Source organism: Kribbella sp. NPDC050470, assembly GCF_044458365.1.
Taxonomy (GTDB): Bacteria; Actinomycetota; Actinomycetes; order Propionibacteriales; family Kribbellaceae; genus Kribbella.
In genome coordinates, this window is sequence record NZ_JBITHV010000001.1 from 691942 (window position 1) to 716451 (window position 24510).

A 24510-nucleotide genomic window follows, 5' to 3' on the forward strand; every position below is an offset into this window, starting at 1 on the left:
GGACTGCTGTGCGTCAGACCAGTACGTGTGCGAAGGTGATCGGCTGGACGACCTCGATCCGCCGACCAATCCGGTCGCAGGCCGACAAGTCGCGGTACACCTCCCAGCTCTCGCCCGCGCGGTCCGCGTCCTCCTCGTGCAGCCAGTCGTCGATGGTCTGCTGGACGGTGCCGATCTGCTCGTAGGGCCCGGCGTACCGCACGACCAGGACCGGGCCGCCGGGCAGCGCCGACGGCTCGATCAGCCCGTCGGCAATGATGGGTACGGCGACCGGGAAGCCGGCCTCCACATCGACCAACCCGTCGTGCAGCGGGTGGTGTCGGGCGAACGGGTATCCGCAGGGAGCCGTGCCCTGACGGTACAACCAGTCGCCGACTTCCACGCAGGCCCGCGGTACCCAGTCGGCCAAGAGGCCGGTGGGCACGACAGCGCGCCGGACAGCCGTCGCCTGTTCGGTGAATGTCCTCGTCTGCCAGGTGTGCATGGCGTCAGCGGACGATGGCGATCGGGGACTGGGTGTGGTGGAGGACGCTCTGGCTGACCGATCCCAGGAGCAGGCCGGTGAAGCCGCCGCGGCCGCGGGAGCCGACGACGACCAGGTCGGCGGACTCCGAGCGGCGGACGAGTGCCTGCGCCGCGGAGCCGCTGACGAGTTCGGTCGTCCACGCGACGTCCGGATGATCGGCGACGGCGCCGGCGACGGACTCGGCCACCAGGAGCCGGCTCTCGTCCTCGACCTTGTGCGCGTCGAACTGGAGCATGGACGCTCCGTTGGCATAGGTGAGGAAGGGGCTCGTCCAGGCGTGCAATGCGACGACGTGGGCGTGCATGGCCTCGGCTTGGTCGAACGCGAACTCGATCGCCCGCGCCGACGCCTTGGATCCGTCGACACCGACGACCACCGTGGGGCCCTCGTGCGCATGCGGCCGCAGGTCGGGCGGAATCACGACCACCGGGCACTGCGCGTGCGTGGTCACCTGGACCGCGACCGATCCGACCAGCAGCCCGCTCCAGCCACCGAGGCCCCGGGAGCCGAGCACGATCAGCCGCGCCTGCTCGGCCTCGGCCAGCACGGCTTCGGCCGCCGGGCCTCCGGCGAGGACTGTCTCGACGACCAGGCCGGGCTGTTGCAGGCGGATTCCCTCGGCCAGTGCGCTCAGCCCCTTCTCACGGGCGGTTCGCAATGCCTCGAGCGGCACGACCTGGCCCGGCGACGGCCGTGAGTAGACGACGAGCTCGAACGCCTCGACGATCTTCAGCGGCGCCAGCTCGCGGGCGGCGACGGTGGTTGCCCAGCGCAACGCGTCGAGGCTGGGCGGCGAACTGTCGTACCCGACGACGATCGGGGCTAGCGGTGCGGACATCTTGTTCTCCTTGTTCGAGGTTCAGAACCAGTGGTCGTAGGACTCGCGCCAGTCCCGCCGGGACGTGACGTGGTTGGGTTGTGCGGGGTAGCCGACGCGGAGGATCATCTGCGGCCAGGACCGGCCGCCGATCAGGTCGCGAATCTGGGTGCGCGACGCGGTGCTTTCGAGCACCTGGTTGAGGAACGACGCGACCAGGTCGTACGACGTCGCGACGAGCAGCGTGCGCTGCAGTGCCATACCTGCCCTGAGCCAGGCCTCGGTGTCCTCTTGCCGGGTGCACAGCACCGCGATGGCAGGGTCTTGCTCGAAGACCGCCTGGCTCCGGTGCGTGCTGTCGAAGCCGGCGGACAGGTCCCGGACCAGTGCAGGCTTCACCGGCATCGGGCCGAGTGCGCTCTCCCGGACACCCTCGGTCCGGCCGTCGCCGCCGATCCAGCTCATCCGTTCGTGCAGGCGATCCTCGTCCCGCAGATCTGCGGCGTCGGTACGCCGCAGCAGCCCGGCCAGCCGGGACTTGGCGTCCTGGTCGAGCCAGCGCAGCGTCGCACCCTCGGCGCGTGCCGCATCGTCCAGCCTGCCCTGCACGCGGGGCGGGACGGCGTGCTCGAGCAACGGTCCACGGTAGGTGTGTCGCCGGGACAGTTCGCCGTACAGGCCGCCGAGCGTGGGCACCGGAGTGCTCCGGGCGCCGAGGAAGACGCGCGCCGCGATGTCGGGACGGCCGGGATCGGGATCGGCAACGACCCGGGAGTCGTGGCCGAGCATCGCTGCCGCGACCCGGATGTTGAACGCCGCCGCCCCGATGCCGATCCGCGCCGCCCGGTCCGCCGGGTCGCTGGCCGGCAGCGAGCGTTCGGCGTCGAGCAGTACGTCGATGACCGGGGCGTGCACCTCGAAACGCCACGGCTGGGTGTTGTGCAGCGACGGCGCGTGCACCGCCGCGGTGAGCAGGATGCCCACCTCGTCGTCGGTCAGGGTGATGTTCATGAGAGGTCTGTCCTCGGCAGGTGATGGAGGTACGACGCCGCGACGCCGTAGGTGACGGCGGTCAGGAGGACGCGTTCGAGGGCCATGCCCGCCGCGACTTGGTCCGCGGGTTCGTCGCGGTCGGTGGTCAGCACCGCCAGCGGCGCGAAGGGACCGGGGAGCCAGCTCAGCGCGGTGTTCTCGAGCTCAGCTGCCCGGGTCAGGGCGAACCGGACTGCCTCGGTCGGCGCTGCCGGTGGCCGGGTCAGGTGCCGCGAGCGGATCGCGGCGTACAGGCTCCGCAGTTCCTGGTCGGGGAGGCCGGTCGGCTCGATCACCATGCGAGCGAGCAGGTCGGGCTCGTGCCGGTAGGGACACAGACTGACCCAGCTGTCGAAGCTCAGCGACGCTGCGGCGCAGCGCAGGTCGAAGACCGCGGCGCCACTGGCGATCCGCAGTGCTCGCGCTGCCCGGTCGTGGGCAGGCAGGGCGTGCGAGCCGTCGAGGTAGACGTCGATCAGATGACCGTTGACGTCGATCCGCCAGGGGCGTACCGCGCTTGCCGGGGCCGCGGCGTCGAACAGGACGCCGAGCGCCTCGTTCGGCAGCTGCTCGTCGAGCATCTGGGCCTCCTCGGCCGGACCGGGCACGGACTTCGTCCCTTCACAGGCTCTCTCCGGCAGCGAGCGGCTCCCAGCGGCAAGGGTCCCGAGCAGGCAGGTCCTTGGACTCTTCGGGCTGGGGTGAGAACGGCCCTGACCGAATCGGCGCCGCGGATCGACGATCGAGGTGTCGAGAACGAGTGAAAGGACGACACCATGACCACCACGCCGCACCGGCCGGCAATGCCGGCTCCGAGGATGGAGCCCGACGGCGATCGGTACCCGATCATCACGACGGCGGCGGGCCGCGCGCTCGCCGTGCTCCGGGTTGGGTACGGGCTCACCTTCCTGTGGGCCTTCTTCGACAAGTTGTTCGGCTTCGGGTACGCGACCCCGTCCGGCAAGGGCTGGATCGACGGTGGCGACCCGACCGCCGGATTCCTGGGCAAGGGCACCAGCGGCCCGTTCGCGGACTTCTACCAGTCGCTGGTCGGTGACTGGTGGGTCACCCCGCTGTTCATGGTCGGCCTGGCCGGTATCGGTCTCGCGCTGACCCTGGGGATCGGGATGCGGATCGCGGCCGGCACCGGCGCCCTGCTGTACGTGCTGATGTGGACTGCCGCCCTGCCGCCGGAGAACAACCCGGTGCTGGACGACCACATCCTCGGCGCCATCACCCTCGTCGTCCTCGCGCTGGTTGCCGCTGGCAACGTGTGGGGCTTCGGCAAGTGGTGGAGCGGCCTGAACCCGGTCCGCCGGTACCCCTGGCTGCGGTGAGCACGATGACCCCGAAGCCGGTCATCCACGTGGGAGTCGACGACTCCCGGCGGAACACCGGCGCCCTGGAGTGGGCCCTGCGGGAGTCCACACTCCGGCAGGAGCCCCTCCAGGAGCTTTACGTGGTCGAGGAGAAGCCGGCCCGGGCGCTGGCCGGCCGGGCGACCGGCAGCCGGATGCTCGTGGTCGGCCGCCGCGAACTGGGGACGTTCCGGCGGTTGCTGGCCCCCTCCACCTCGGAGGCGGTCGCAGTCGAGGCGAAGGTGCCGGTGGTGATCGTGCCCGAGCACTGGATGCCGTCCGATCACGCCGGTCCGGTGCTCGTCGCACTGGACGACTCCGACGAGAACACGGCGGTGATCGAGTTCGCGATCGCCGAGGCGACCGAGCGGCAGCTGCCGGTCCGGTTCGTGCACGTCTGGGATCTGCCGGCAATGTACAGCTGGGACGCGATGAACGTCGCCGGCGTCGGTGCCGAGTGGACGGAGAACGCCGAGCGGCACTTCGAGAACGTGGCGGCCGAGTGGCGCGCGAAACACCCGGAGGCGACCATTCAGGTCCGCGTCCGGCGCGGCCATGTGGTCGACGGCGTCGTGACCGCCGCCGAGGAAGCCGACGCGCAACTACTGGTGGTCGGCACCCGCCACCACACCCGCCTGGCCTCGTTCCTGCTCGGCCCCGTCACGCGTGGCGTCCTGCACCATGCACCCTGCCCGCTCGCCATCGTGCCGGTGGCACGGGCCTAGCAAGAGAAGAGGATGGCAGATGAGTACCTGGAACCGGGGCGGTCCGGTTGTGGTCGAAGTCGACGGAAGCGCCGAGAACCTGCACGTGGTGGACTACGCGTGCGGTGAGGCGCTCCGAGCCGGTGCCGAGCTGGTGCTGGTGGCGCCGTACGCACTGCACGGCTCGTTCTCGCCGATGATGCCTGCCTACTCGCCGAAGGCTCCGGCCGAGCTCGCCGACGACGCGTTGCGCGTGGCGGTTGCGCACGTACGGCATCACCACGGATACGCGATGGATCTGGTTGCGCTCACTGACGAAGGCTCGCGCGCGCGGGTCCTGGCCCACGCGGCGCGCAGCGCGCGCATGCTGGTGGTTGGAAGATCCCGCAGCCGCGGACCACAGCGCCTGGTCAACACCCACGCCAACCTGACCCTGGCTGCCCGGGCCGGCTGCCCGCTGGTCGTCGTACCTGCCACGTGGCGGCCGTCCTTGGCCGACCGGCGGGTTGCCGTCGGCATCGACGGTACGGCGCTGTCCGCGGAGGCGCTGGAGTTCGCCTTCGGGGTCGCGGCCGGACGGAAGGCGAACCTGATCGTGGTGCACGCCGGCCTGCCGGCGGATCACGCGTTCAACGACGAGGATCCGGAGCACTCGTGGATCAGCCGGGCCGATGCCCTGCTGTCGGAGTCGCTCGCACCGTGGACGCGCCTGTACGGCGACGTGAAGGTGACCCGCTTCCTGAGCAGCCGGCCACCGGCCGCGGCGCTGGTGCACGAGAGCGGCGAGGTCGGCCTGGTCGTCGTCGGGTCGCACAGCGGGGCGTTGCCGATCGATCCGGTGGCGCGCCGGTCGGTCGCCGCCATGACCTGCCCGGTCGCGATCGTGCCGCACCACCCGACGGCCGAGGAGCAGGAGCGGCTGCGCAAGCAGCGCGAGGCGCGGCGTCGTGAACTTGTGACTCCGACGTACTGAACCTGAACGGAGGCTGATGATGTCCGAGGCCACACGTGCACTGATCGTGTACGAGTCGATGTACGGAAACACCGAGAAGATCGCGACCGCGATCCGCGACGGGCTGCGGCGGACGCTGCCCACCGAGACCGTACCGGCCTACCAGGCGCCGGCGGAGCTCCCCGGCGACGTGCGGTTGGTCGTCGTCGGCGGACCCACGCACGCGTTCTCGATGAGCCGTGCGTCGACCCGGCGGGACGCCCAGAACCAGCACGAGGTCGTGATGCCGATCGAGGCCGGAATCCGCGACTGGCTGGAGACGCTTGCTGATGGCAAGCACGTTGACGCGGCCACCTTCGACACCCGGATCACCAAGGTACGGCGGCTGCCCGGATCGGCGGCCAAGTCCGCCGCGAAGGTGCTGCGGCACCACGGCTTCCGGATGCTGACCGCGCCGGCGAGCTTCTACGTGGACGAGACCACCGGCCCCATCGGCGCGGACGAGGTCGAGCGGGCCCGCAGGTGGGGCGAGGAACTCGGCCGGATGGTCAGCGGTTCGGCGGTCGCGTCCTGACCGCCTGCGGACCGAAGGAGGAGCCATGATGCACTCGATGGGAGCCGGGATGGGCTGGCTCGTGTTCGGGCTCGTGCTGTGGGCACTGGCCGTCGGCGGCGCGGTGTGGGGCACCGTCTGGCTGGTCCACCGGCCACGGCCGCGGCCGGCCGGACTTCCCTCACCGCTCGACATTCTCGAGCGCCGGTTCGCCGCGGGTCAGATCAGCCGTGAGGACTTCGACGAGGCCCGGGCCCGGCTCCGGGAGCACGAGGTGGATATCTGATCCCACGACCGAGGGGCTCACCGATCGACGGTGAGCCCCTCGTCGTCGACCTACCAGGAGCGGATCCGCCGGCCGGTGATGCGCTGTGGCTCGATGGCCATGTAGGTCTCGCGCCGTCCGCCGGCCCAGGGCTCGACCCGTTCCCGTGCGGCCTCCAGTTCGGGCTCGGTGGCGGGACGGACCTGGCCGTTCACCAGGACGCTCCAGCCATCCCGCAGGCCTTCGTCGACCGTGTCGACCTGGAACGCGATCGGGCCAGGTCGTACTGCGCGACGGCGCTGTCGGCCGCGGTACGGAAGACGATCAGGTCACCCACCCAGCAGTAGTTGATCGGGATCACGACCAGGCCGTCGGCGCTGTTGAAGGCGATCCGGCCGACGACGCCCGACTCGACGAGCTTGACGCACTCGTCCCGGCGCATCGGCTCGAGCAGTGGCCCCATCCGCGCGCGTCTGGTCGTCCGGTGCTGCAGCGGTGCGCTCAGTTCGCTGATCGTGGTGCCCAGCGCGCGGGCCAGCCTGGCCAGCTCGCCGGCGGTCAGTGCGACCGGGCGGGTCTCGACCTGCTCGATACGGCGGGTGCTCATCCCGGTGCGCTCGGCGACCTCCGACGTACTGAGGCCGAGCTCGGTCCGGCGATGCCTGACCCGGTTGCCGAAGTCACCCGGCACTTCCACGGGCTGCGTCCTGGTGTCCATCGGTCGTCCCTTCCTTGTTCCGGTAACTCCAGGCAACCATCAACCGGCCCGCCGCGGCAGGGCACGAGGACCCGACGGCCGCACCGCGCGTTCACGGTGAGCAGTGCCGAAGGTCCCGTCCGGACCGGGACCGTTTGCCTCTTCCGTACGGCGCGCCGGACCTGCAGGCTGGCAGGTGAAGCCGAAGGAGATGGTGATGACGATCAGGGTGTTTCTGCTCGACGACCACGAGGTGGTCCGGTTGGGTCTGCACCAGCTGCTCGAGGACGAGCCTGACATCGAGGTGGTCGGGGACGCGTCCACGGCCGCCGAGGCGATCGCCCGGATTCCCGCCGTACGGCCGGATGTGGCGCTGCTGGACGTCCGGCTGCCCGACGGCGACGGCATCACCGTCTGCCGGGAGGTTCGCTCGATGATGGACGAGCCGCCGGCGTGCCTGATGCTGACGTCGTACTCCGACGACAACGCCTTGTTCACAGCGATCATGGCCGGTGCGTCGGGCTACCTGCTGAAGCAGGTGCACGCCAGCGACCTGATCGGAGCCGTACGGCGGCTCGCCGCCGGTGAGTCGCTGCTGGACCCGGCCATGACGAGGAAGGTGCTCGAACGCCTGCGGCACCCGGTGGCCGAGGAGGATCCCCGGTACGCCTCGCTCACCGAGCAGGAACGCCGCATCCTCGCCGAGATCGCCGAGGGCAAGACCAACCGCCAGATCGCGCAGTCGCTCTACCTGGCCGAGAAGACGGTCAAGAACTACGTCTCGTCCCTACTGCGCAAGCTCAACGTCGAACGTCGCACCGAGGCCGCCATCTTCGCCCTCGAACACGCGAAGAAGACTCAGTCGAGGTAGCCGTCGCCCGGAACGTCCGGGATCGGGGAGATCGCCGCGCTGATCTCCGCGGCCCAGCTCCGGATCTGGTCCCAGTCGCGGGAGTCACCCGCCAGGTTGCCGGTGGCAAGGTGACGGGCGAGGAACCCCTTTGCGGTCTCGGGCTCGAGCCGACCGGCGAAGGTCACCGCCGGCGCCGCACCGATGTCGTCGGCCAGACGCTGTACGGCGGCCGGCATGTCCTGGACCTCGTCTTTGTCCGGGCCGACAGGCCCGCTGTGGAAGAGCCAGACCTGGCGGCTGCGGAGCTGGTCGGCGTTCCGGCGAAGGAAGTGGACAGCCTCCGGTCGCCAGCGCCGCATGTAGATCGCGCTGCCGAGCACGACGGCGTCGTACGGCTCGACGCTGCGGACCTGGTCGGCGGCGTCGACGTCGACGGTGTGTCCGCGGGCGCGCAGCTCGGTGCCGATGGCCTCGGCGATCTCCTGGGTTGCGCCCATCTTGCTGGCGTAGGTCACCAGCACGTTCCCGGACATGGCAGAGCTCCTTCGGCCGAGTCAACGGATCGCAGACGGGGGAATGACGGCGATCGGGCAGGGGGACTGGCTCAGTAGGGTCTGGCTGACCGAGCCGAGCAGGAGGCCGGCGAAACCGCCGCGGCCGCGGGATCCGACGACCACGAGCTGGGCGTCGGCGGACCATTCGAGCAGCAGCTCTGCGGGGTGACCGGTGACCTCGACGATCTCGGCGGTGCGTACGTCGTGGGCCCGAAGTGCCGCGGTGATCTCGTGGTCGTCGTCCTGCCCCTCCGGGCGAACCGTGACGATCCGGGCGACCAGTCCGTGCCGTTCTGCGTAGCCGAGGCCGTAGTCGACGGCAGCGTCCGCCGCGGGGGAGCCGTCGTATCCGATGACGACGGCGCCGCCGACCAGTGCCTCGTCGCCCGGCCGGACCACGACCACCGGGCAGCCTGCGTGCGCAGCGAGCTCGAGGCCGGTCGAGCCGACGAACAGCCCCAGCGCCCGGCCGGCGTTGCGGCTGCCGATCACGACCGAGTCGGCATCGCCCGACTCCGCCAGCAGCACCGGCGCCGGAAACCCGTCGACCCGGCGAGCGGTGACGGCCACGGCCGGCTCGAACTTCCGGGCCTGCTCGACCGCGTCGGCGACGATCTTGTCAGCCGCCGCACGCAAGCCGGGAGCGAACGCAGTCGGCCCCAACCGCACCCGGAACTCGGCCCAGACGAACGCGTGGACGAGATGCAGTTCGGCATCCCGGGCGGCGGCTTCGGCCGCACCCCAGCGGATCGCGTTCTCACAGTCGTCGGCACCGTCGATGCCGACAACGACTCTTCCGGCGGTCATGACGAGCCTCCTGTCCAGCGCCAGTCGCGGATCTCGGGCAGGTCCTCGCCGTACGCGAGGATGTGGGCGTGGTGCCGGGCCCGCTGGTCGGTGAGCCACTGCCGTACTGCGGCGGCCTGCTGACCGAGGCCGGGGACCCGGTCGATCACGTCCAGGGCCAGGTGGAACCGGTCCAGGTCGTTGCGGACCACCATGTCGAACGGCGTCGTCGTGGTGCCCTCCTCCTTGTAGCCGCGGACGTGCAGGTTGCGGTGGTTGGTCCGCCGGTAGGTGAGCCGGTGGATCAGCCACGGGTAGCCGTGGTACGCGAAGATGATCGGCCGGTCCGCCGTGAACAGCGCGTCGAAGTCCGCGTCCGGCAACCCGTGCGGGTGCTCCGACTGCGGCTGCAGGCGCATCAGGTCCACCACGTTGACGACGCGGATCTTCAGCGCGGGAAGGTGTTCGCGCAGCAGTCTCACTGCTGCGAGCGTCTCCAGGGTGGGTACGTCGCCGGCGCAGGCCATCACGACGTCCGGCGTACCGTCGTCGTTGCTCGCGAAGTCCCAGATGCCCAGACCCCGGGCGCAGTGCAGGGCGGCGGCCTCAGGGCCGAGCCAGTCGGCCTGGGGCTGCTTGCCCGCGACAACGACGTTGATGTAGTCGTGACTGCGCAGGCAGTGCTCGGCGGTCGACAGGAGAGTGTTGGTGTCCGGCGGCAGGTAGACCCGGATGACCTCGGCCTTCTTGTTCACCACGTGGTCGATGAACCCGGGGTCCTGGTGCGAGAAGCCGTTGTGGTCCTGTCGCCAGACGTGGGACGTGAGCAGGTAGTTGAGTGAGGGGATCGGCCGTCGCCAGGGCAGCGCCCGGGTGACCTTGAGCCACTTCGCGTGCTGGTTGACCATCGAGTCGACGATGTGCACGAAGGCCTCGTAGCACGAGAACCAGCCGTGCCGCCCGGTCAGCAGGTAGCCCTCCAGCCAGCCCTGGCAGGTGTGCTCGCTGAGAATCTCCATCACCCTGCCGTCGGTGCGCAGGTGTTCGTCGGTCGGCAGCACGTCGGCGTTCCACGCCTTGCCGGTGACCTCGAAGAGCGCGTCCAGCCGATTGGAGGCGGTCTCGTCCGGACCGAAGACCCGGAAGTTCCGGTGGGCCAGGTTGTCGCGCATGACGTCGCGCAGATAGGTCCCCAGCACCCGGGTCGGCTCGTGGTCCGTCCCGCCCGGGCCCGGCACCGGCACGAAGTACTCGCGAAGATCCGGCAGGTTCAGGTCCTGGCTGAGCACACCGCCGTTGCTGTGCGGACTGGAGCCCATTCGGCTGTCCGGAGCTGGGACCTGGGCGAGCACTTGCCGGACCGGCCGGCCGTCGGCGTCGAACAGTTCCTCCGGACGGTAGCTGCGCAACCAGCTCTCGAGCAGGCGCAGATGATCCGGAGACGTCCGGACCTGGGACAACGGCACTTGGTGCGAGCGCCACGTGCCCTCGACCGGTACGCCGTCCACCTCCTGCGGACCGGTCCATCCCTTGGGGGTGCGCAGCACGATCATCGGCCACGCACGGCGTCGCGCGCCTCGCCCGCTCCGGGCCTCGGCCTGGATCTCCGCGATCTCGTCGAGAGCCCGGTCCAGCGTCAGCGCGAGCGCCTGGTGGACGTGTCCGGGATCGTTGCCTTCGACAAGGTACGGGCGATAGCCGTAGCCCTCGAAGAGCCGGGTGACCTCGTCGTCGCCGATCCGGGCGAGCACGGCCGGGTTGGCGATCTTGTAGCCGTTCAGATGCAGGATCGGCAGCACCGCGCCGTCAGTGCGCGGATCGAGGAACTTGTTGGAGTGCCAGGAGGTCGCCAGCGGGCCGGTCTCGGCCTCGCCGTCACCGACGACACAGGCGACGACCAGGTCCGGGTTGTCGAGCGCGGCGCCGTACGCATGGCTGAGCGAGTAGCCGAGCTCACCGCCCTCGTGGATCGATCCGGGCAGCTCGGGAGCCACGTGGCTGGGGATGCCGCCGGGGAAGGAGAACTGGCGGAACAGGCGCGCCATACCGGCCGCGTCCCGCGAGACGTCCGGATAGGTGTCGCTGTAGCTTCCCTCGAGCCAGGTGTTGGCAGCGATCGCGGGTCCGCCGTGCCCGGGACCGATGACGTACATCATGGTCAGTTCGCGGCGGCGGATCACCCGGTTCAGGTGCGCGTAGACCATGTTCAGCCCGGGCGTCGTGCCCCAGTGCCCGAGCAGGCGTGGCTTGACGTGCTCGGGGCGCAGCGGCTCGTCGAGCAAGGGGTTGCCGAGCAGGTAGATCTGGCCGGCGGACAGATAGTTGGCGGCGCGCCAGTATGCGTCGAGGCCGGCAACCTCGTCGTCGGCGAGCGGCTTACCGGTCAGCTCATGCATGCTTCCTCCAGTTCAGGGCTGGGTGAGACCAGCCTGTCGGCCGAGCGGTGCCCGGGCCCAGAGTCGAAGGTCCTGGGCCGCCGGGACCGTACGGCTCTGGCCCGGACCTGCCCTGCCGGGGTGAGCTGGAGGAGTGTCGGAAGGAGACGTCATGACGACGGTCGAGCGGCCGGATTCCCGGCTCATGGCGGGATGGGACGTGCTGGCCTCGGACGGGTCGGTGGTGCGGATCCGGCCGGTGCGGGCGGACGACGAGGCGGCGCTCGGTGCGATGAACGAACGGGTGTCGGATCGGTCGATGTACCTGCGGTTCTTCGGGATCAGCCGGTCGATGGCGGACGAGCACATGCACCACCTGGTGGCCGACCACGACGGTCACGTCGCGCTGGTGGCCGAGTACGACGACCGCGTGGTGGGCGTGGCGAGCTACGAACCGCTGCGGCCCGGACAGGTCGAGATGGCGTTCCTGTTGGAGGACTCGGTGCACGGCCGGGGGATCGGGACGCTGCTGCTGGAGCAGCTCGCCGCGACCGCGCGGGAGAACGGGGTGGAGCGACTCCGCGCCGACACCCTGGCCGAGAACGCCGGCATGCTGCGCGTGTTCGCCGACTCGGGCTTCGAGCAGGTACGGCGGCTGGAGAGCGGAGTCGTGGAGCTGGTCCTGGACACGGCGTACCGGCCGTCGACGCTGGAGCGGATGGCCGACCGGGAACGTGCGGCGGAGGACCGCTCACTGCACCGGGTGTTCGCACCGCGCGCGGTGGCGGTCATCGGCGCCGGTCGCAAGCCCGGTGGGATCGGTCACGAGGTGCTCCGGAACCTCGCCGGAGGCAACTTCACCGGACCCGTGTACGCCGTGAACCCGCACACCGACCGCGTTGGCGGCCAGCCGTCGTACCCATCGGTCGAGGACGTGCCGGGAGTGGTCGACCTCGTGGTGATCGCGGTTCCGGCCGAGCAGGTGCCGCACGTTCTGGTCTCCTGCGGAGCCAAGAACGTCGCCGGAGCAGTGGTGCTGACCGCTGGATTCTCCGAGCTGGGGACGGCCGGTCAGGCGGCCCAGCAGGAGATTCTGGAGGTTGCGCGCCGGCACAGCATCCGGCTGATCGGCCCGAACTGCATCGGCCTGGTGAACACCGACCCGGCCGTCAAGCTGAACGCGACGTTCGCCGAGGTGTTGCCGACACCCGGCGCGCTGGCGATCGCGGCGCAGTCCGGAGCGGTCGGCGTCGCGGTGCTGGACCAGGCCGGCCGCAGCGGGCTCGGCATCTCGGAGTTCGTCTCGCTCGGCAACAAGGTCGATGTGAGCGGCAACGATCTGCTGCTGCACTGGTGGGGTGATCCGCGGACCGCGGTGATCGGGCTGTACCTGGAGTCGTTCGGGAACCCGCGGAAGTTCGGCGGATTGGCGCGGCTGGTCGGCCGGACGAAGCCGATTCTCGTCGTCAAGGGCGGCCGTTCCGCGGGTGGCCGGCGGGCCGGTGCCTCGCACACCGCCGCCGCGTCGACTCCGGAGACTGCTGTCGACGCATTGTTCGCGCAGTCCGGCGTACTGCGGATGGACACGCTCGAGGAGCTGGTCGAGACGGCTCGTGTCCTCGCTGCCTTGCCGCTGCCACGCGGCCGTCGGCTGGCTGTGGTCGGTAACGCCGGTGGTGCCGGGGTGCTGGCCGCGGACGCGGCCGGGCGGCTCGGTCTGGAGCTGCCGGAGCTGAGTGACGCGGTTCAGTCCGAACTTATGGAACTCGGCGCGGTCGGCAGCGGTAACCCCGTCGACCTCGGCGCAGCTGCGTCACCGAGCAGCCTCGGACAGGCTTTGCGGCTCATCGCCGACAGCGGCGAGGTCGACTCGGTGCTGATCAACTACGCGGCCACCCGCGCCGGCCGCGTCGACGAGATCTACGACGCGATCGCCCACTCGGCGGCCGGTTCCGACCTGCCGATCCTGGTGAACTGCGTCGGTGCGCTCGACGCTGCCCCCGAGATCGTGGTGGCGGGCGGGCGGCGGCTGCCGGTCTTCCCGTTCCCCGAGAGCGCCGTACGGGCGCTGGCACACGCAGTCCGGTACGCCGAGTGGCGGGCTCGTCCGCAGGGCGCCGTACCGGAGCTTGCCCGGGTCGATGCCGCCGGTGCGCGAGCCGTGGTTCGCGGCTTCCTCGACGAGTGTCCTGAGGGTGGCTGGATGGATCAGGTGCGAGTGGGACAGCTGCTGCAGAGCGCCGGAGTCAAGGCGATCCCGGTGACCGTGGCATCGACCCGGGCGGATGCGATCCGGGTGGCGAAGTCGATCGGCTACCCGGTCGCGCTGAAGACCGCGTCGCGGACTGTCCTGCACAAGACCGACATCGGGGGAGTGCGGATTGGGCTGGCCGACCAGCTGCAGCTGGCGGCCGCGTACGACGAGGTCACCGCGGCGGCTCAGGACCCGGACGTCGTGATCCAGGCGATGGCCCCCGCTGGAACCGAATTGGTCATCGGCGTCGTCCGGGATCCGCTCTTCGGCCCGCTGGTGATGGCCGGAAGCGGTGGCGTGCTGACAGACCTGCTGGCCGATCGCCAGTGGCGCGGCCTGCCGCTGACGGACCTGGACGCGGCGGACATGGTGCGATCACTGCGGTGCGCAGTGCTGCTCGCCGGCTACCGAGGCGCGGAAGCCGCCGACCAGACGGCCGTGCTGGACGTGATCCACCGGATCGCGTGGCTGGCCGAGCAGGTCCCCGAGCTGGCCGAGCTCGACATCAACCCGCTGATCGCCGGCGCGACCGGCGTGTTCGCGGTCGACGTCCGCATGCGCCTCGCCCCGGCGAGCCCCGAGCCCGACTGGTACGCCCGCCGGCTGCGTTCCTGATCAGACTTTGACTCGCTCGAGGTGGCCGGGGGTCACGGCGGTCCAGTCGAGCTCGTCCTGGATTCGGTCGGCGAGCTCGGCGCGGGCGTGGTCCTCACCGTGGACGACGTACACGACCTCGGGCGGCTGCGGCGCCGCGGAGAGCCACTGCACCAGCTCGTCGGCGTCGGCGTGCGCGGAGAACTCGGGCAGCCCGACGACCCGGGCCCGCACCGGGACATACCGCCCGTGGATCTTGACCGAGCGGGCGCCGTCGAGCAGCGCCCGGCCACGGGTTCCGGGGACCTGGAAGCCGGGGAGCACGACGGTGTTCCGTGCCCCGGGCAGCAGCCTGGCGAGGTGGTGCAGCACGCGGCCGCCGGTCGCCATCCCGGACGCCGAGATCACCACCGACGGGCGACCGGGATCACTGATCCGGATGGATTCCTCCACCGAGTGGACCAGGCGCAGATCGCCGGGGTCGAACGGATCCGGGCCGCCGACGACCTCGGGCCGCAACTCGGGAGCCTTGCTGCTGACGGCCGAGCGGTAGACGTTCAGTGCGGCGAGTGCCATCGGGCTGTTGACGTAGACGGGCAGCCTGGGCATCAGGCCCTCCCGGGCCAGGCCGGTGAGCTCATGCAGCAGGACCGCCGTACGGTCGATCGCGAAGGCCGGGATCAGCACGACGCCGCCGCGTTCGGCTGTGGAGCTGATCAGCCGTCCGAGCCGGGCGTGGTCGAGCGGCTGGTGGAGCCGGTCGCCGTACGTCGCCTCGACCAGGACGGTGTCGACCGCCGGAGGAGTCTCGGGTGGCAGCAGCAACGGATGGTCCTGGCGGCCGAGGTCCCCGCTGACCAGGAGCCGACGCCCGTCCAGGTCGAGCTCGGCGAACGCGGAGCCGAGGATGTGCCCGGCCCGATGCAGGGCGACAGTGATGCCGCCGGGAAGCTCGACCCGGTCGGCAGTGGGCCGGAACAGGCGGATCGCTCGTTCGGCGTCATCTGTGTCGAACAACGGCAGTGGCGGATCATGTCGCGAGTAGCCCTCGAGCCGCGCGTGCTGTGCGTCCTCCACCTGCAGGTGGGCCGCATCGCGGAGCACGATTGCCGCGACGTCCGCCGTCCCCGGGGTGCAGATCACCGGGCCGCGGAAGCCCTGCCTGACCAGGCCGGGCAGGTATCCGCAGTGGTCCAGGTGGGCGTGCGTCAGGACGACGGCGGAGATGGTTGCCGGATCGACCGGGAACGGGTCCCAGTTGCGCCGGCGCCAGCGCGCGTCGCCCTGGAAGAGGCCGCAGTCGACCAGAACGCGGTGCCGGTCCTGCTCGAGCAGGAACTTGCTGCCGGTCACCGTCCCGGCCGCGCCGAGGAAGGTGAGGGTGGTCATCGGGCGGTTTCGAGGGATTGGTCGAAGCGGTAGGCGACGTGTCCGAGGGCCCGGAGGGCGGCGAGGGTCTCGGCGACGTGGTGGTGCGAGTCGGCTGGGTGGACGGTTCTGTAGAGGTGGTCGCGGAGGTCTTCGAGCCGGTCGAGCAGGTGGATGATCTCGTCGGCGACGATCGCGTCGTACTGCTGGCGGAAGGCGAACAGCGGCAGGATGCGGCTGCGGTACGCGGTGAGGGTGTACTGCGCTTCGGTCAGGCGGCGCTCCTCGACGAGCCAGTTGTCGGACGCGCTGGTCTCGGCGATGCGCTCGAGCTCGGCCTCCCAGCTCTCGATCTCACGCTGCAGTGAGGTGGTCATGACTGCTCCTTGTCGAGGAAGTCGGCGACGGGCCGGCGTGCGGTGCCTTCGGCCGGACGGCCGCGGCCGAAGCGGATGATCATGTGGGCGTGTCCCGGCTGCCGCGTGAGGCGCTGCACTTTCCTGCGCAGGTCGTCGTACTCCAGCGGTTGATTGAGGAAGGACGCGTTGACGCCGTCCCGGGTCGCGGTGAGCAGCACGCGTTCGAGCGCGAGTCCCGCGGCGACCTGGTCGGCGGGTTCGTCGGTTGCGGTGGACAGTACGGCGAGGTCCGGATGAGCCTCGAAGGTCGTCTCCTGACGCATCCGGTCGGTCGGCCGCGTGCCCATGTCGCGGACCGCTGCCGGATAGCTGGCGGAGCGTGGTCCGAGCGCGGAACTGGGCACGCCCTCGGAAGGTCGCTCGCCACCGACCCAGTGGGCGCGTTCGGCCCGGCGATGCCAGTCGTGGATCTCGCGCAGATCGGTCTCGACGACCAGGTCGAGGACGGTGCGGACCTCGGGCTCGTCGAGCCAGGTCAGCTCGGCGCCTTCGGCGTACGCCGCCTGGACGAGCGCCACCCGCGTACTCTGCGCGAGTGGGTCGGCGCCGGAGGGGCGGCGATCGGTGTGGCGCTTCGGGATCTGCCCGGCCAGGTCACTCAGTTCCTCGTCGGGTGTGCTGGTGGGCTCGACGACGATCCTGGCCAGCAGGTCGGGTTCCTCCGGGTACGGTGCGAGTCCGAGCCAGGTGCCGTAGCCGAGCGACTCGGCGGCGCAGCGCAGGTTGAACGTCGCGGCGCCGGCCGCGATCCGCATCGCCCGGCCGGTCGGGTCTTCGGCGGGCAGGGTCCGTGAGCCGTCGAGGAAGACGTCGATCACGCGGCCCTTCACCGCGAAGCGCCAAGGCTGGGTGTTGTGCATGCTCGGGGCCGCGACGGCCGCCGCGAGCAGGATGTCGACGTCCTTCGCCGGCAGTTGCTGGTCAGACACTGGAGGCTCCTCCCACTGGCTCCTACTCCAGCCTGACCCGTGCGAGGAGGGCCCCGCTGCGGTCAAGAGTCCCGACTTGGCAGGCCGTTCGGCTTGTCAGTCGCCGTTGAGCGGGGCGCGCAGCTCGACCACCGTGCCGTGCGGGTCGTTGTCGGTGATCTGGACAGTTCCGCCGAGGGCGTGCGCCCGTTCGGTCAGGTTGCGCAGGCCGCTCGATCGACGGGAGTTCCCGATGCCGACTCCATCGTCGGCGACTCGGGCGAGCACGTGGTGGGAGTCGACCGCGATCTCGACGGTGACATGCGACGCCTGGGCGTGGCGGACCACGTTGGACAGCGATTCGCGAACGGTGGCGAGGATCTGCGGCCGGACGGCCTCCGGTACGACGGTGTCGATCGGGCCGGTGCAGGTGAGTTGGGGCCGGAAGCCGAGTGGGTCGGTGTACTCCGCGACCAGGGCGTGGATGTCACCGCGCAGCGACGTGGCGTCGGGGGCCTGCTGGAGCTCGAAGATCGCGGCCCGGAGGTCGTGGATGGTGGTGTCGATGTCCTCGACCGCGCGATGCAGTCGTTGCTGGTGCTCGGGCCGGGCGAGCCGCTGCATGCCCTGAAGCTGCAGTCCGGTCGCGAACAGCCGCTGGATGACCAGGTCGTGCAGGTCCCGGGCGATCCGGTCGCGATCTTCGAGGACGGCCAGCATGTCGCGGTCGCGCTGGGCCTGGGCCCGCTCGAGTGCCAGAGTGGCCTGGCCGGCGAACAGTTGGACCAGGGCGGCGCCGTCGGAGACCCGGAAGGTCGCTCCCTGCTCGGCCGCCACCACGAGCAGGCCGCCCGTGCCGGTACTGCCGGCCGGTAGCGGTGCGATCGTCGTACGGCCTAGATTTGCGCCTTCCGGGAACTCGGTCAGGCCACCGGCGTCCTTGAGGAGTTGCGCGAGATCCTCGATCACGACCTGCTCGCCGCTGCCCGAGGCGGCCCGGCTGATCACCGGGAGATCGGCGGGGAGGCGGCGGCCCAGGAAAGGCTGGAACTCGGCCGGGCCGTCGATGGCACGCACCACGAGGTCCTGTTCGTCGTCGGCGAGCAGCACGGCCGCGACCTGCGCGCCGGACACCTCGCGGGCTCTCCGTGCGATCAGGTGGAGTGCCTCGTCGGAGTCGAACTGGCCCAGCATCAGCTGCGTGATCTCGGCGTTCGCCTCGTGCCATCGGCGGCGCTGCTCGGTGTCGGCGTACAGCCTGGCGTTGTCGATCACGACACCCGCCGCGGCCGCCAGCGCGGTGACCGTGCGCTCGTCGTCCTCGGTGAAGTCGGCACCGCCGGTCTTCTCGGTCAGGTACAGGTTGCCGAAGGCGAGTTCCCTGGTGCGGATCGGCACGCCGAGGAACGTCTTCATCGGCGGATGGTTGGCCGGAAAGCCGTATGACCGCGGGTGCTCGGCCAGATCGGCCAGGCGGATCGGCTCGGGGTGGTCGATCAGCAGGCCGAGGATGCCGTGGCCCTCGGGATACGGGCCGATCGCGGCGATCTGCTCGTCGGTGACGCCGTACGTGATGAACCGGACCAGTCGTTTGCCGTCCGGTCCGACGACGCCGAGTGCGCCGTACCGGGCGCTGGCCAGTTCGCAGGCGGCGGTGACGATCCGGTCGAGGGTGCTGTTCAGGTCGAGGTCCGCGCCGATGCCGACGACCGCGTCGAGGAGGGCGCGGAGCCGCTCCTGCGACTCCATGATCTCGTCGACCCGGCCGAGCAGCTCCTGCAAAAGGGCGTCGAGGCGCACCCGGGACAGTCCGGCGAACTCGAGCGCCCCCTCGTCCCAGGTTCCCCGCCCGGTCCGTGATCCATCTGTCACGTGCCTACGTTACGAAGAATGCGCCCCGGATGTGAACCGTCACCGCGGAGATTCAAACGCCTGATCGCGGTCGCTGACCCCACGGCACCAGGCGGCGCCCGTTGACGGACTCGATGCCGAGACGGACGAGGTGTGGGTCGTCCATCGGCAGCCAGGAATGTAGCGGCAGGGTCCGCCGGAGCGCGGCCGCCTCGTCCGCGGTGACCACAGACAGGTGGCCGACAGCTGTCACGGTCCAGCCCAGGTGCCGCTCGGCGTCCACCACGTCGGTCTCGAACGCGACCACATCGCCCCGTTCCGCTGCCCGGAGCTTGTCACCCGGTCCGGAGTCGAACACGATCGTGTCGTCGTCGACGAGGAAGTTGACCAGGCGAACCGCGGGAAGGCCGCCGTAGGTGTAGACGAGCCGGCCGAGCGGTACGGACCGCATCAGCCGCAGGCACTCCGCGGGACTGATGATCTGCAAGCGGGAGTGGTCGAAGTCGGGCATGGCGGTCACGGTCTCCTCCTGGACAGAAACGACGTCGTCCATCCGTCAACCATCCCCCCGCCGCCGACGCCTCAGTAGGGTCGAAGGTCCCTGACCCCAACCCTCGAACAGCCTGGACACCATGAGCAGACGACCTTCCGGACCTTCGGGGGTCAATGGAAAGGACTTCGGCCCTGGGACGGCGGCCACCGGCGGCGTTCGGTGGAAGTGGGAGGACACCTCGAGTCCTGGAGGTGAGGACCATGTCCAACCCGGTGATCCACTTCGAGGTCGGCGGACGCGACCTCGCGCAACTGACGTCGTTCTACGGTGCGTTGTTCGGCTGGCAACTGCAGCCGGCCGGTCCGGACTACACGTTGGTCGCGGCCGGCGACGCCGGTCCCGGCATCGGCGGCGGCCTGATGCAGACGCGCGGCGAGATGCCGCCGTACGTCACCGTCTACGTGGCCGTGGACGACCTGAAGGCGACCCTCGACCGGGCCGGCGAGCTCGGCGCGAAGACCGTCGTCGAACCGACGGACATCCCCGGAATCGGTCAGTTCGCCATGTTCGCCGACCCCGACGGAAACATCATCGGCCTGATGCACCAGCAAGCCATGACCGAGCAGGCAGGAGCGGGCGATGAGGCATCTGCTGACCGTCGCTGACGTGATGACGCCGGACGTCGTCGCGGTGCCCGAGGACACGCCGTACAAGGTCATCGTGACCTTGCTGGCCGAGCACCACATCAGCGCCGTGCCGGTGGTCAACCGGTACGGCGGCATCGGGGGAGTCGTCTCGGAGACCGATCTGATGCGCAAGGAGGAGTTCCAGCGCACCGCGCGGCCGCCCAAGGTGTTGCGGTGGTGGCGGCGCCGGGCCCGGTCCCGGGCCGCCGGGCTGCGGGCGGGCGACCTGATGTCGCACCCGGCCGTGACGATCGGACCGGAGGCGACGATTCCCGAGGCGGCGCGGTTGATGGCGACCCGGGGGATCACGCGGCTGATCGTGACCGACGGGGACTTCCTGACCGGCATCGTCACCCGGTCGGACCTGCTGAAGGCCTTCCTGGCGCCCGACGACCGGATCGCGCAGCGAGTACGGCGCGATGTCGTCGACCACGTGCTCTGGGACGACCCGATCGGTCTCGAGATCAGTGTGCAGGACGGCGTCGTCACGCTCTCCGGAGAGGTCGATCGCCGCAGCACGGCCGAGGTCGCCGGGAAACTGACGGCCGAGGTCGACGGAGTGGTCGGCGTCGTCAACAGTTTGTCCTGGGCCTTCGACGACACCGCCCCTGTGACGGTCCCGTGACCGCCGGCCGGCGCCGTACTCAACCGGTGCGGCGCCGGATTCGGCGGGTGTGGGACTCCGCGCGGAGTGAGAGGTAGCACAGGCCGGCCACCGGGACGGGGGCCCAGAACTGGACGAGGCGCCAGGAGATGACGCCGAGTACTGCGGCGTCGGCCGGCACCCCGAAGCCGAGCAGCATGGAGATCAGGACGCCTTCCACGACTCCGAGGCCGCCCGGAGTGATCGGGACTATCGCGGCCAGGCTCGCCGCGCAGTAGGCCACCAGCAGCATGACGGGATGGACGCGCTCACCGTAGGCGGCCAGAAAGACCCACAACGCGGCAGCATCGAGCACCCAGTTGGCCGTTGCCCACCCCAAGAAGGCCTTGCGCACCTCGGGGTCGGCGAGCAGGGTCCCGCAGACGCAGTGCAACGGAGGCGGTCCACGGCCGGACCCGCTGGGGGAGCCGGTGAAGCGTCCAGCGCAGCAGCCGGCCCGCCAGCCGCTCGACCGCCGACCGCTCCCGTACGGCAAGCAGCCCGCAAGCGATCGCGACCGTGCCGACGAGGAACGCCACGAGGTAGGCCGCCGTCGCATCGAGCAGCAGCGCGGCCCCTGCGCTCACCCACGCGACGAGGACCAGCGCGAGCCAGGTGCCGACCCCTTCCGCCGCGACGGCGGCGGTCACCTCGGGCGTGCGAGCGCCGCCGGAGACCAGCAACCGGAACCGGATGGCGGTCGCCGTGGCACCGCCCCCCGGCAGAACGTGACTGGCTCCGAAGCCGGTCAGGTCCGAGCGCAGGATCCAGGAGAAGCGGATCGGGCTGGTCCGCAACAGCGCGCGGGTGAACAGCGAGTAGCACAGCAGGCTGAAGGCTTCCAGCCCGACACCGAGAACCACCCAGCCGGGCCGGATCTCGGCGAGCAGGTGCAGCGAGTCCTCCGCACCGGCCAGCTTCGGGAACACCACGTACCGGATCAGGACGACCAGGATCAGGAACGTGGCCGCCGACCGAAGCAGCGCGGGCCACGTCCTCCGCGGCTCCGCCGGAGTGAGCACGGCTGCCCGGCTCAGCGGTCGCGCGGTTGGTGCTCGTTCAGATGGGTGCCTTCGACGACCAGCCAGTCGCCTGCTGATGCTCGCATGGCGGTTTCCTTCCTCTCACTTGCAGGCTGGCAGTTCGGGCGACCGCGGTGCAGATCCGTTCGGCTCCGAAATCGGGACGATGGGCCCTGCTGCCAGGAGGCCCCGGATCGGGATGCTCGATGCGGAGGTGGTCATGCCCAGCTCGCAGGAAACCCTGATTGCCCGAGGTCTGTCGGCGGCAGCGGCTGCCCAGCGACTCGCGGCCGACGGGCCGAACCAACTGCCGCCACCCCGGCGAACACCGGCGTGGCGACTGCTTGCCGGGCAGTTGACCCACCTGTTCGCCGTCATGCTGTGGGTCGCCGCCGCGCTGGCACTGGCGGCCGACCTCGCGCCGCTGGCCGCGGCGATCGTGGTGATCATCGTTCTCAACGGGGTCTTCGCCTTCGCTCAGGAGTACCGCGCGGACCGTGCGGCCGAACGGCTGCGCGACCTGCTTCCCGCCCGGGTTCAGGTCATCCGCGACGGGCAGGTGACGAGTGTCGACTCGGCCGGACTGGTCCGCGACGATCTCGTCCTGCTGAGCGCAGGCGATCGGGTGTCGGCCGATCTGCGTCTCGTCGCGGTGCACGGCCTGGCCGTGGACGAGTCGATGCTCACCGGCGAGTCGGTACCGGTCCGCCCGGCGGCCGGGGGTGACGTTTTCGCCGGGACGTACGTCGTACAAGGCGAGGCCGAGGCGGTCGTGACCGGCGTGGCCGGCGACACCCGGCTGGCCGGGATTCAGTCGCTGACCGAGAGCGCGGACCGGCCGCCGAGCCCGCTGACCCTCGAGCTGCATCGGTTGATCCGGATCATCGCGATGATCGCGGTGGCGGTCGGCGTCACGCTTGCCGCCGTGTCGCTCGTCCTCGGCCTGGGCTTCACCGAGGCGCTGCTGTTCGGCGTGGGCGTGACGGTCGCTCTGGTGCCGGAGGGCCTGCTGCCGACGGTGACGCTGTCACTGGCGCGTGGCGCACAGCGGATGGCTCACGGGAACGCCCTGGTCCGTCGGCTGGACGCGGTCGAGACTCTCGGCGCGACGACGTACGTCTGCACGGACAAGACCGGCACCCTGACGATGAACCAGATGGAGGTCCTCGACGTCTGGACCCCGCAGGGAACCGTTGCGATGTACGGCGACGGCTACGACCCGGTCGGCTCGGCCGAAGGGGATCCGACGGCGATCGCTGCGGCCGCCCGCGCAGTCTCAGCGGCCTTGGCCTGCGTCCGCGGCCGAGCAGTGAGCCTGGAGGGTCGTTGGGTCGCCGAGGGCGATCCGATGGAGGTCGCTCTCGACGTGCTCGCCCGGCGGCTCGGCGTTCCGGCCCTCGATCCAGGCACGATCAGCCATCGCGTCACTTTCACCAGTGAGACCAGGTACAGCGCGGCGGTGGCCGACGGCGACACGATCGTGCTCGGCGCGCCCGACGCGCTGCTGCCGTACTGCCGCGTCGACGGTGGGCCGGACGCGACCGCCGCGGTCGAGCGGTTGGCCGGCCGGGGACACCGCGTGCTCGCGGTGGCGGAGGCGAAGGGCGTGCTGGTTCAGCACGGCCGGCTGGAACTCCGCCCGGACGCGCTGGAACTGCTGGCCGTGTTCGGCTTGGAGGACCCGCCCCGGACGGACGTGCACGAGGCCTTGACCACCTGCCGGCAGGCCGGCGTGCGGATCGCCGTGGTCACCGGCGATCATGCGGCCACGGCAGCGGTGATCGCCCGCGAGGTCGGGCTGCTGGGCTCCAGGGGAATCGTTGTGACGGGCAACGAGTTGCCGGCCGACGACGAGCAGCTCGGCGAACTGCTCGACCGGGACGACGGGGTGGTCGTCGCCCGAGTGACGCCGGCGGACAAGCTGCGGATCGCGCGGGCGTTGCGGGCCCGGGGGCACGTCGTGGCGATGACCGGCGACGGGGTCAACGACGCACCCGCGCTGCGTGAGGCGGACGTCGGTGTCGCCATGGGGGCGTCGGGCAGTGACGTGGCCCGGGCGGCGGCCGACCTGGTGCTGCTCGACGATCACTTCGCCAGCATCGTCACCGCGATCCGGCTCGGCCGGGCCACGTTCTCCAACGTACGGCGTTTCCTCACTTATCACCTCACCGACAACGTCGCCGAGCTGACACCGTTCGCGGTGTGGGCGCTGTCCGGTGGATCGATCCCACTCGCGATCGGCGTTCTGCAAGTGCTTGCCCTGGACATCGGCACCGACATGCTCCCGGCGCTCGGACTCGGTGTCGAGCCACCGGGCCGGCGCACACTGGACGGCCCGGCGAGGCATCGCCGGATCGTCGACCGCGCCTTGCTCGTGCGAGCGTTCGGGATCCTCGGACCAGTCGAGGCACTGCTCGCGATGGCCGCCTTACTGATCGTGCTGACCGGCCACGGCTGGCAGCTCGGCGCGGAGCCGACGAGCGCCGGACTCGCGATCGCCTCTGGCACTGCGTTCGCCGTCATCGGCCTCGCCCAGCTGGCGAACGCGTTCGCCTGCCGCAGCGAGCGAAGCACCGTGTTCGAGATCCCGCCGGCCCGCAACCGCGCCCTGATCGTTGCCGTGCTCGCCGAGCTGGTCCTGCTGGCCGTCTTCCTCGGCGTGCCGCAACTGTCCGCCTTGCTCGGGGGCGACTGGCCGTCGTACCAGGGCTGGCTGTTCGCCGGCGCCGCCGCGATCGTCCTCCTGCTCACCGATACAACCGCCAAACTCCTGCGCCGCAGGATGACCCGGCACCCCTGA

26 protein-coding genes are annotated in these 24510 nt (G+C 70.6%); 10 read left to right on the plus strand and 16 right to left on the minus strand.

What is annotated here, in order from left to right; all coding sequences use genetic code 11:
* Positions 1-13: 13 nt before the first annotated feature.
* Genes ACIBGM_RS03220 through ACIBGM_RS03235 form a run of 4 tightly spaced genes read right to left on the minus strand, consistent with a single transcriptional unit; the run spans position 14 to position 2956 of the window.
* Positions 14-484, minus strand: a complete 471-nt coding sequence (locus ACIBGM_RS03220; RefSeq protein WP_396384318.1) for a GyrI-like domain-containing protein — start codon at positions 482-484, stop codon at positions 14-16.
* A 4-nt stretch (positions 485-488) separates the two neighbouring features.
* Positions 489-1364, minus strand: coding sequence for a universal stress protein (locus ACIBGM_RS03225; RefSeq protein ID WP_396384319.1), 876 nt, complete (start codon positions 1362-1364; stop codon positions 489-491).
* A gap of 21 nt (positions 1365-1385) precedes the next feature.
* Positions 1386-2354, minus strand: a complete 969-nt coding sequence (locus tag ACIBGM_RS03230; protein ID WP_396384321.1) for an Acg family FMN-binding oxidoreductase — start codon at positions 2352-2354, stop codon at positions 1386-1388.
* Positions 2351-2956 (minus strand): hypothetical protein, encoded by a 606-nt coding sequence (locus tag ACIBGM_RS03235; RefSeq protein WP_396384323.1) that lies wholly within the window; start codon positions 2954-2956, stop codon positions 2351-2353. The genes ACIBGM_RS03230 and ACIBGM_RS03235 overlap by 4 nt, the downstream gene beginning before the upstream one ends.
* 195 nt (positions 2957-3151) lie before the next feature.
* Here ACIBGM_RS03235 and ACIBGM_RS03240 point away from each other — a divergent pair, with 195 nt between their 5' ends.
* From ACIBGM_RS03240 to ACIBGM_RS03260, 5 genes are read left to right on the plus strand one after another with little or no spacing between them, the layout of a single operon-like run.
* A complete protein-coding gene (locus ACIBGM_RS03240; RefSeq protein WP_360516869.1) occupies positions 3152-3712 on the plus strand; it encodes a hypothetical protein in 561 nt (186 codons plus the stop codon).
* A 5-nt stretch (positions 3713-3717) separates the two neighbouring features.
* On the plus strand, positions 3718-4458 hold the full coding sequence (locus ACIBGM_RS03245) for a universal stress protein (RefSeq protein ID WP_396384325.1): 741 nt from the start codon (positions 3718-3720) through the stop codon (positions 4456-4458).
* 19 nt (positions 4459-4477) lie between these two features.
* On the plus strand, positions 4478-5410 hold the full coding sequence (locus ACIBGM_RS03250) for a universal stress protein (protein ID WP_396384326.1): 933 nt from the start codon (positions 4478-4480) through the stop codon (positions 5408-5410).
* Positions 5411-5429: 19 nt separating this feature from the next.
* Positions 5430-5963 carry a flavodoxin domain-containing protein gene (locus ACIBGM_RS03255; RefSeq protein WP_360516878.1) on the plus strand — a complete coding sequence of 178 codons (534 nt, stop codon included), beginning with the start codon at positions 5430-5432 and terminating at the stop codon, positions 5961-5963.
* A 25-nt stretch (positions 5964-5988) separates the two neighbouring features.
* On the plus strand, positions 5989-6228 hold the full coding sequence (locus ACIBGM_RS03260) for an SHOCT domain-containing protein (RefSeq protein ID WP_360516881.1): 240 nt from the start codon (positions 5989-5991) through the stop codon (positions 6226-6228).
* Positions 6229-6278: 50 nt separating this feature from the next.
* On the opposite strand, the gene ACIBGM_RS03265 is transcribed toward ACIBGM_RS03260, so the two are convergent.
* Positions 6279-6422, minus strand: coding sequence for a hypothetical protein (locus ACIBGM_RS03265; protein WP_396384329.1), 144 nt, complete (start codon positions 6420-6422; stop codon positions 6279-6281).
* Entirely contained in the window at positions 6419-6925 is a 507-nt protein-coding gene (locus tag ACIBGM_RS03270) for a pyridoxamine 5'-phosphate oxidase family protein (protein ID WP_396384331.1), read from the minus strand. The genes ACIBGM_RS03265 and ACIBGM_RS03270 overlap by 4 nt, the downstream gene beginning before the upstream one ends.
* A gap of 196 nt (positions 6926-7121) precedes the next feature.
* On the opposite strand from ACIBGM_RS03270, the gene ACIBGM_RS03275 reads away from it, so the two are divergent.
* A complete protein-coding gene (locus ACIBGM_RS03275) occupies positions 7122-7775 on the plus strand; it encodes a response regulator transcription factor (protein ID WP_360516887.1) in 654 nt (217 codons plus the stop codon).
* On the opposite strand, the gene ACIBGM_RS03280 is transcribed toward ACIBGM_RS03275, so the two are convergent.
* The 3 genes from ACIBGM_RS03280 to ACIBGM_RS03290 are packed head-to-tail and all read right to left on the minus strand — an operon-like array spanning position 7763 to position 11493.
* Positions 7763-8290, minus strand: coding sequence for a flavodoxin domain-containing protein (locus tag ACIBGM_RS03280; protein WP_396384332.1), 528 nt, complete (start codon positions 8288-8290; stop codon positions 7763-7765). The two genes, ACIBGM_RS03275 and ACIBGM_RS03280, sit on opposite strands and share 13 nt — an antisense overlap.
* Before the next feature lie 21 nt (positions 8291-8311).
* Complete coding sequence (locus tag ACIBGM_RS03285) at positions 8312-9118, minus strand: universal stress protein (RefSeq protein WP_360516893.1); 807 nt, start codon at positions 9116-9118, stop codon at positions 8312-8314.
* Complete coding sequence (locus tag ACIBGM_RS03290) at positions 9115-11493, minus strand: phosphoketolase (protein WP_396384334.1); 2379 nt, start codon at positions 11491-11493, stop codon at positions 9115-9117. Before ACIBGM_RS03290 ends, ACIBGM_RS03285 begins: the two co-directional genes overlap by 4 nt.
* A gap of 151 nt (positions 11494-11644) precedes the next feature.
* Here ACIBGM_RS03290 and ACIBGM_RS03295 point away from each other — a divergent pair, with 151 nt between their 5' ends.
* Positions 11645-14341 carry a GNAT family N-acetyltransferase gene (locus tag ACIBGM_RS03295; RefSeq protein ID WP_396384335.1) on the plus strand — a complete coding sequence of 899 codons (2697 nt, stop codon included), beginning with the start codon at positions 11645-11647 and terminating at the stop codon, positions 14339-14341.
* On the opposite strand, the gene ACIBGM_RS03300 is transcribed toward ACIBGM_RS03295, so the two are convergent.
* The 5 genes from ACIBGM_RS03300 to ACIBGM_RS03320 form a co-directional block, all read right to left on the minus strand.
* Positions 14342-15709: an MBL fold metallo-hydrolase gene (locus tag ACIBGM_RS03300; protein WP_360516901.1), complete on the minus strand. Its 1368-nt coding sequence runs from the start codon at positions 15707-15709 to the stop codon at positions 14342-14344.
* Positions 15706-16065, minus strand: a complete 360-nt coding sequence (locus tag ACIBGM_RS03305) for a hypothetical protein (RefSeq protein WP_360516904.1) — start codon at positions 16063-16065, stop codon at positions 15706-15708. Before ACIBGM_RS03305 ends, ACIBGM_RS03300 begins: the two co-directional genes overlap by 4 nt.
* Positions 16062-17036, minus strand: a complete 975-nt coding sequence (locus ACIBGM_RS03310) for an Acg family FMN-binding oxidoreductase (protein WP_360516907.1) — start codon at positions 17034-17036, stop codon at positions 16062-16064. Before ACIBGM_RS03310 ends, ACIBGM_RS03305 begins: the two co-directional genes overlap by 4 nt.
* Before the next feature lie 96 nt (positions 17037-17132).
* A complete protein-coding gene (locus ACIBGM_RS03315; RefSeq protein ID WP_396384337.1) occupies positions 17133-18887 on the minus strand; it encodes a GAF domain-containing protein in 1755 nt (584 codons plus the stop codon).
* Positions 18888-18939: 52 nt separating this feature from the next.
* Positions 18940-19419, minus strand: a complete 480-nt coding sequence (locus tag ACIBGM_RS03320; protein WP_396384338.1) for a pyridoxamine 5'-phosphate oxidase family protein — start codon at positions 19417-19419, stop codon at positions 18940-18942.
* 200 nt (positions 19420-19619) lie between these two features.
* Here ACIBGM_RS03320 and ACIBGM_RS03325 point away from each other — a divergent pair, with 200 nt between their 5' ends.
* Positions 19620-20024, plus strand: a complete 405-nt coding sequence (locus ACIBGM_RS03325) for a VOC family protein (RefSeq protein WP_360516916.1) — start codon at positions 19620-19622, stop codon at positions 20022-20024.
* Complete coding sequence (locus ACIBGM_RS03330) at positions 19999-20670, plus strand: CBS domain-containing protein (protein WP_396384339.1); 672 nt, start codon at positions 19999-20001, stop codon at positions 20668-20670. Before ACIBGM_RS03325 ends, ACIBGM_RS03330 begins: the two co-directional genes overlap by 26 nt.
* Positions 20671-20689: 19 nt before the next feature.
* Here the strand turns inward: ACIBGM_RS03330 and ACIBGM_RS03335 are convergent, their stop codons facing one another.
* Positions 20690-21043: a YbhN family protein gene (locus ACIBGM_RS03335; RefSeq protein WP_396384340.1), complete on the minus strand. Its 354-nt coding sequence runs from the start codon at positions 21041-21043 to the stop codon at positions 20690-20692.
* Positions 20958-21710: a lysylphosphatidylglycerol synthase domain-containing protein gene (locus tag ACIBGM_RS03340; RefSeq protein WP_396384341.1), complete on the minus strand. Its 753-nt coding sequence runs from the start codon at positions 21708-21710 to the stop codon at positions 20958-20960. Before ACIBGM_RS03340 ends, ACIBGM_RS03335 begins: the two co-directional genes overlap by 86 nt.
* A gap of 220 nt (positions 21711-21930) precedes the next feature.
* Between ACIBGM_RS03340 and ACIBGM_RS03345 the strand changes: the two genes are divergently transcribed.
* Positions 21931-24510 (plus strand): cation-translocating P-type ATPase, encoded by a 2580-nt coding sequence (locus ACIBGM_RS03345; RefSeq protein WP_396384342.1) that lies wholly within the window; start codon positions 21931-21933, stop codon positions 24508-24510.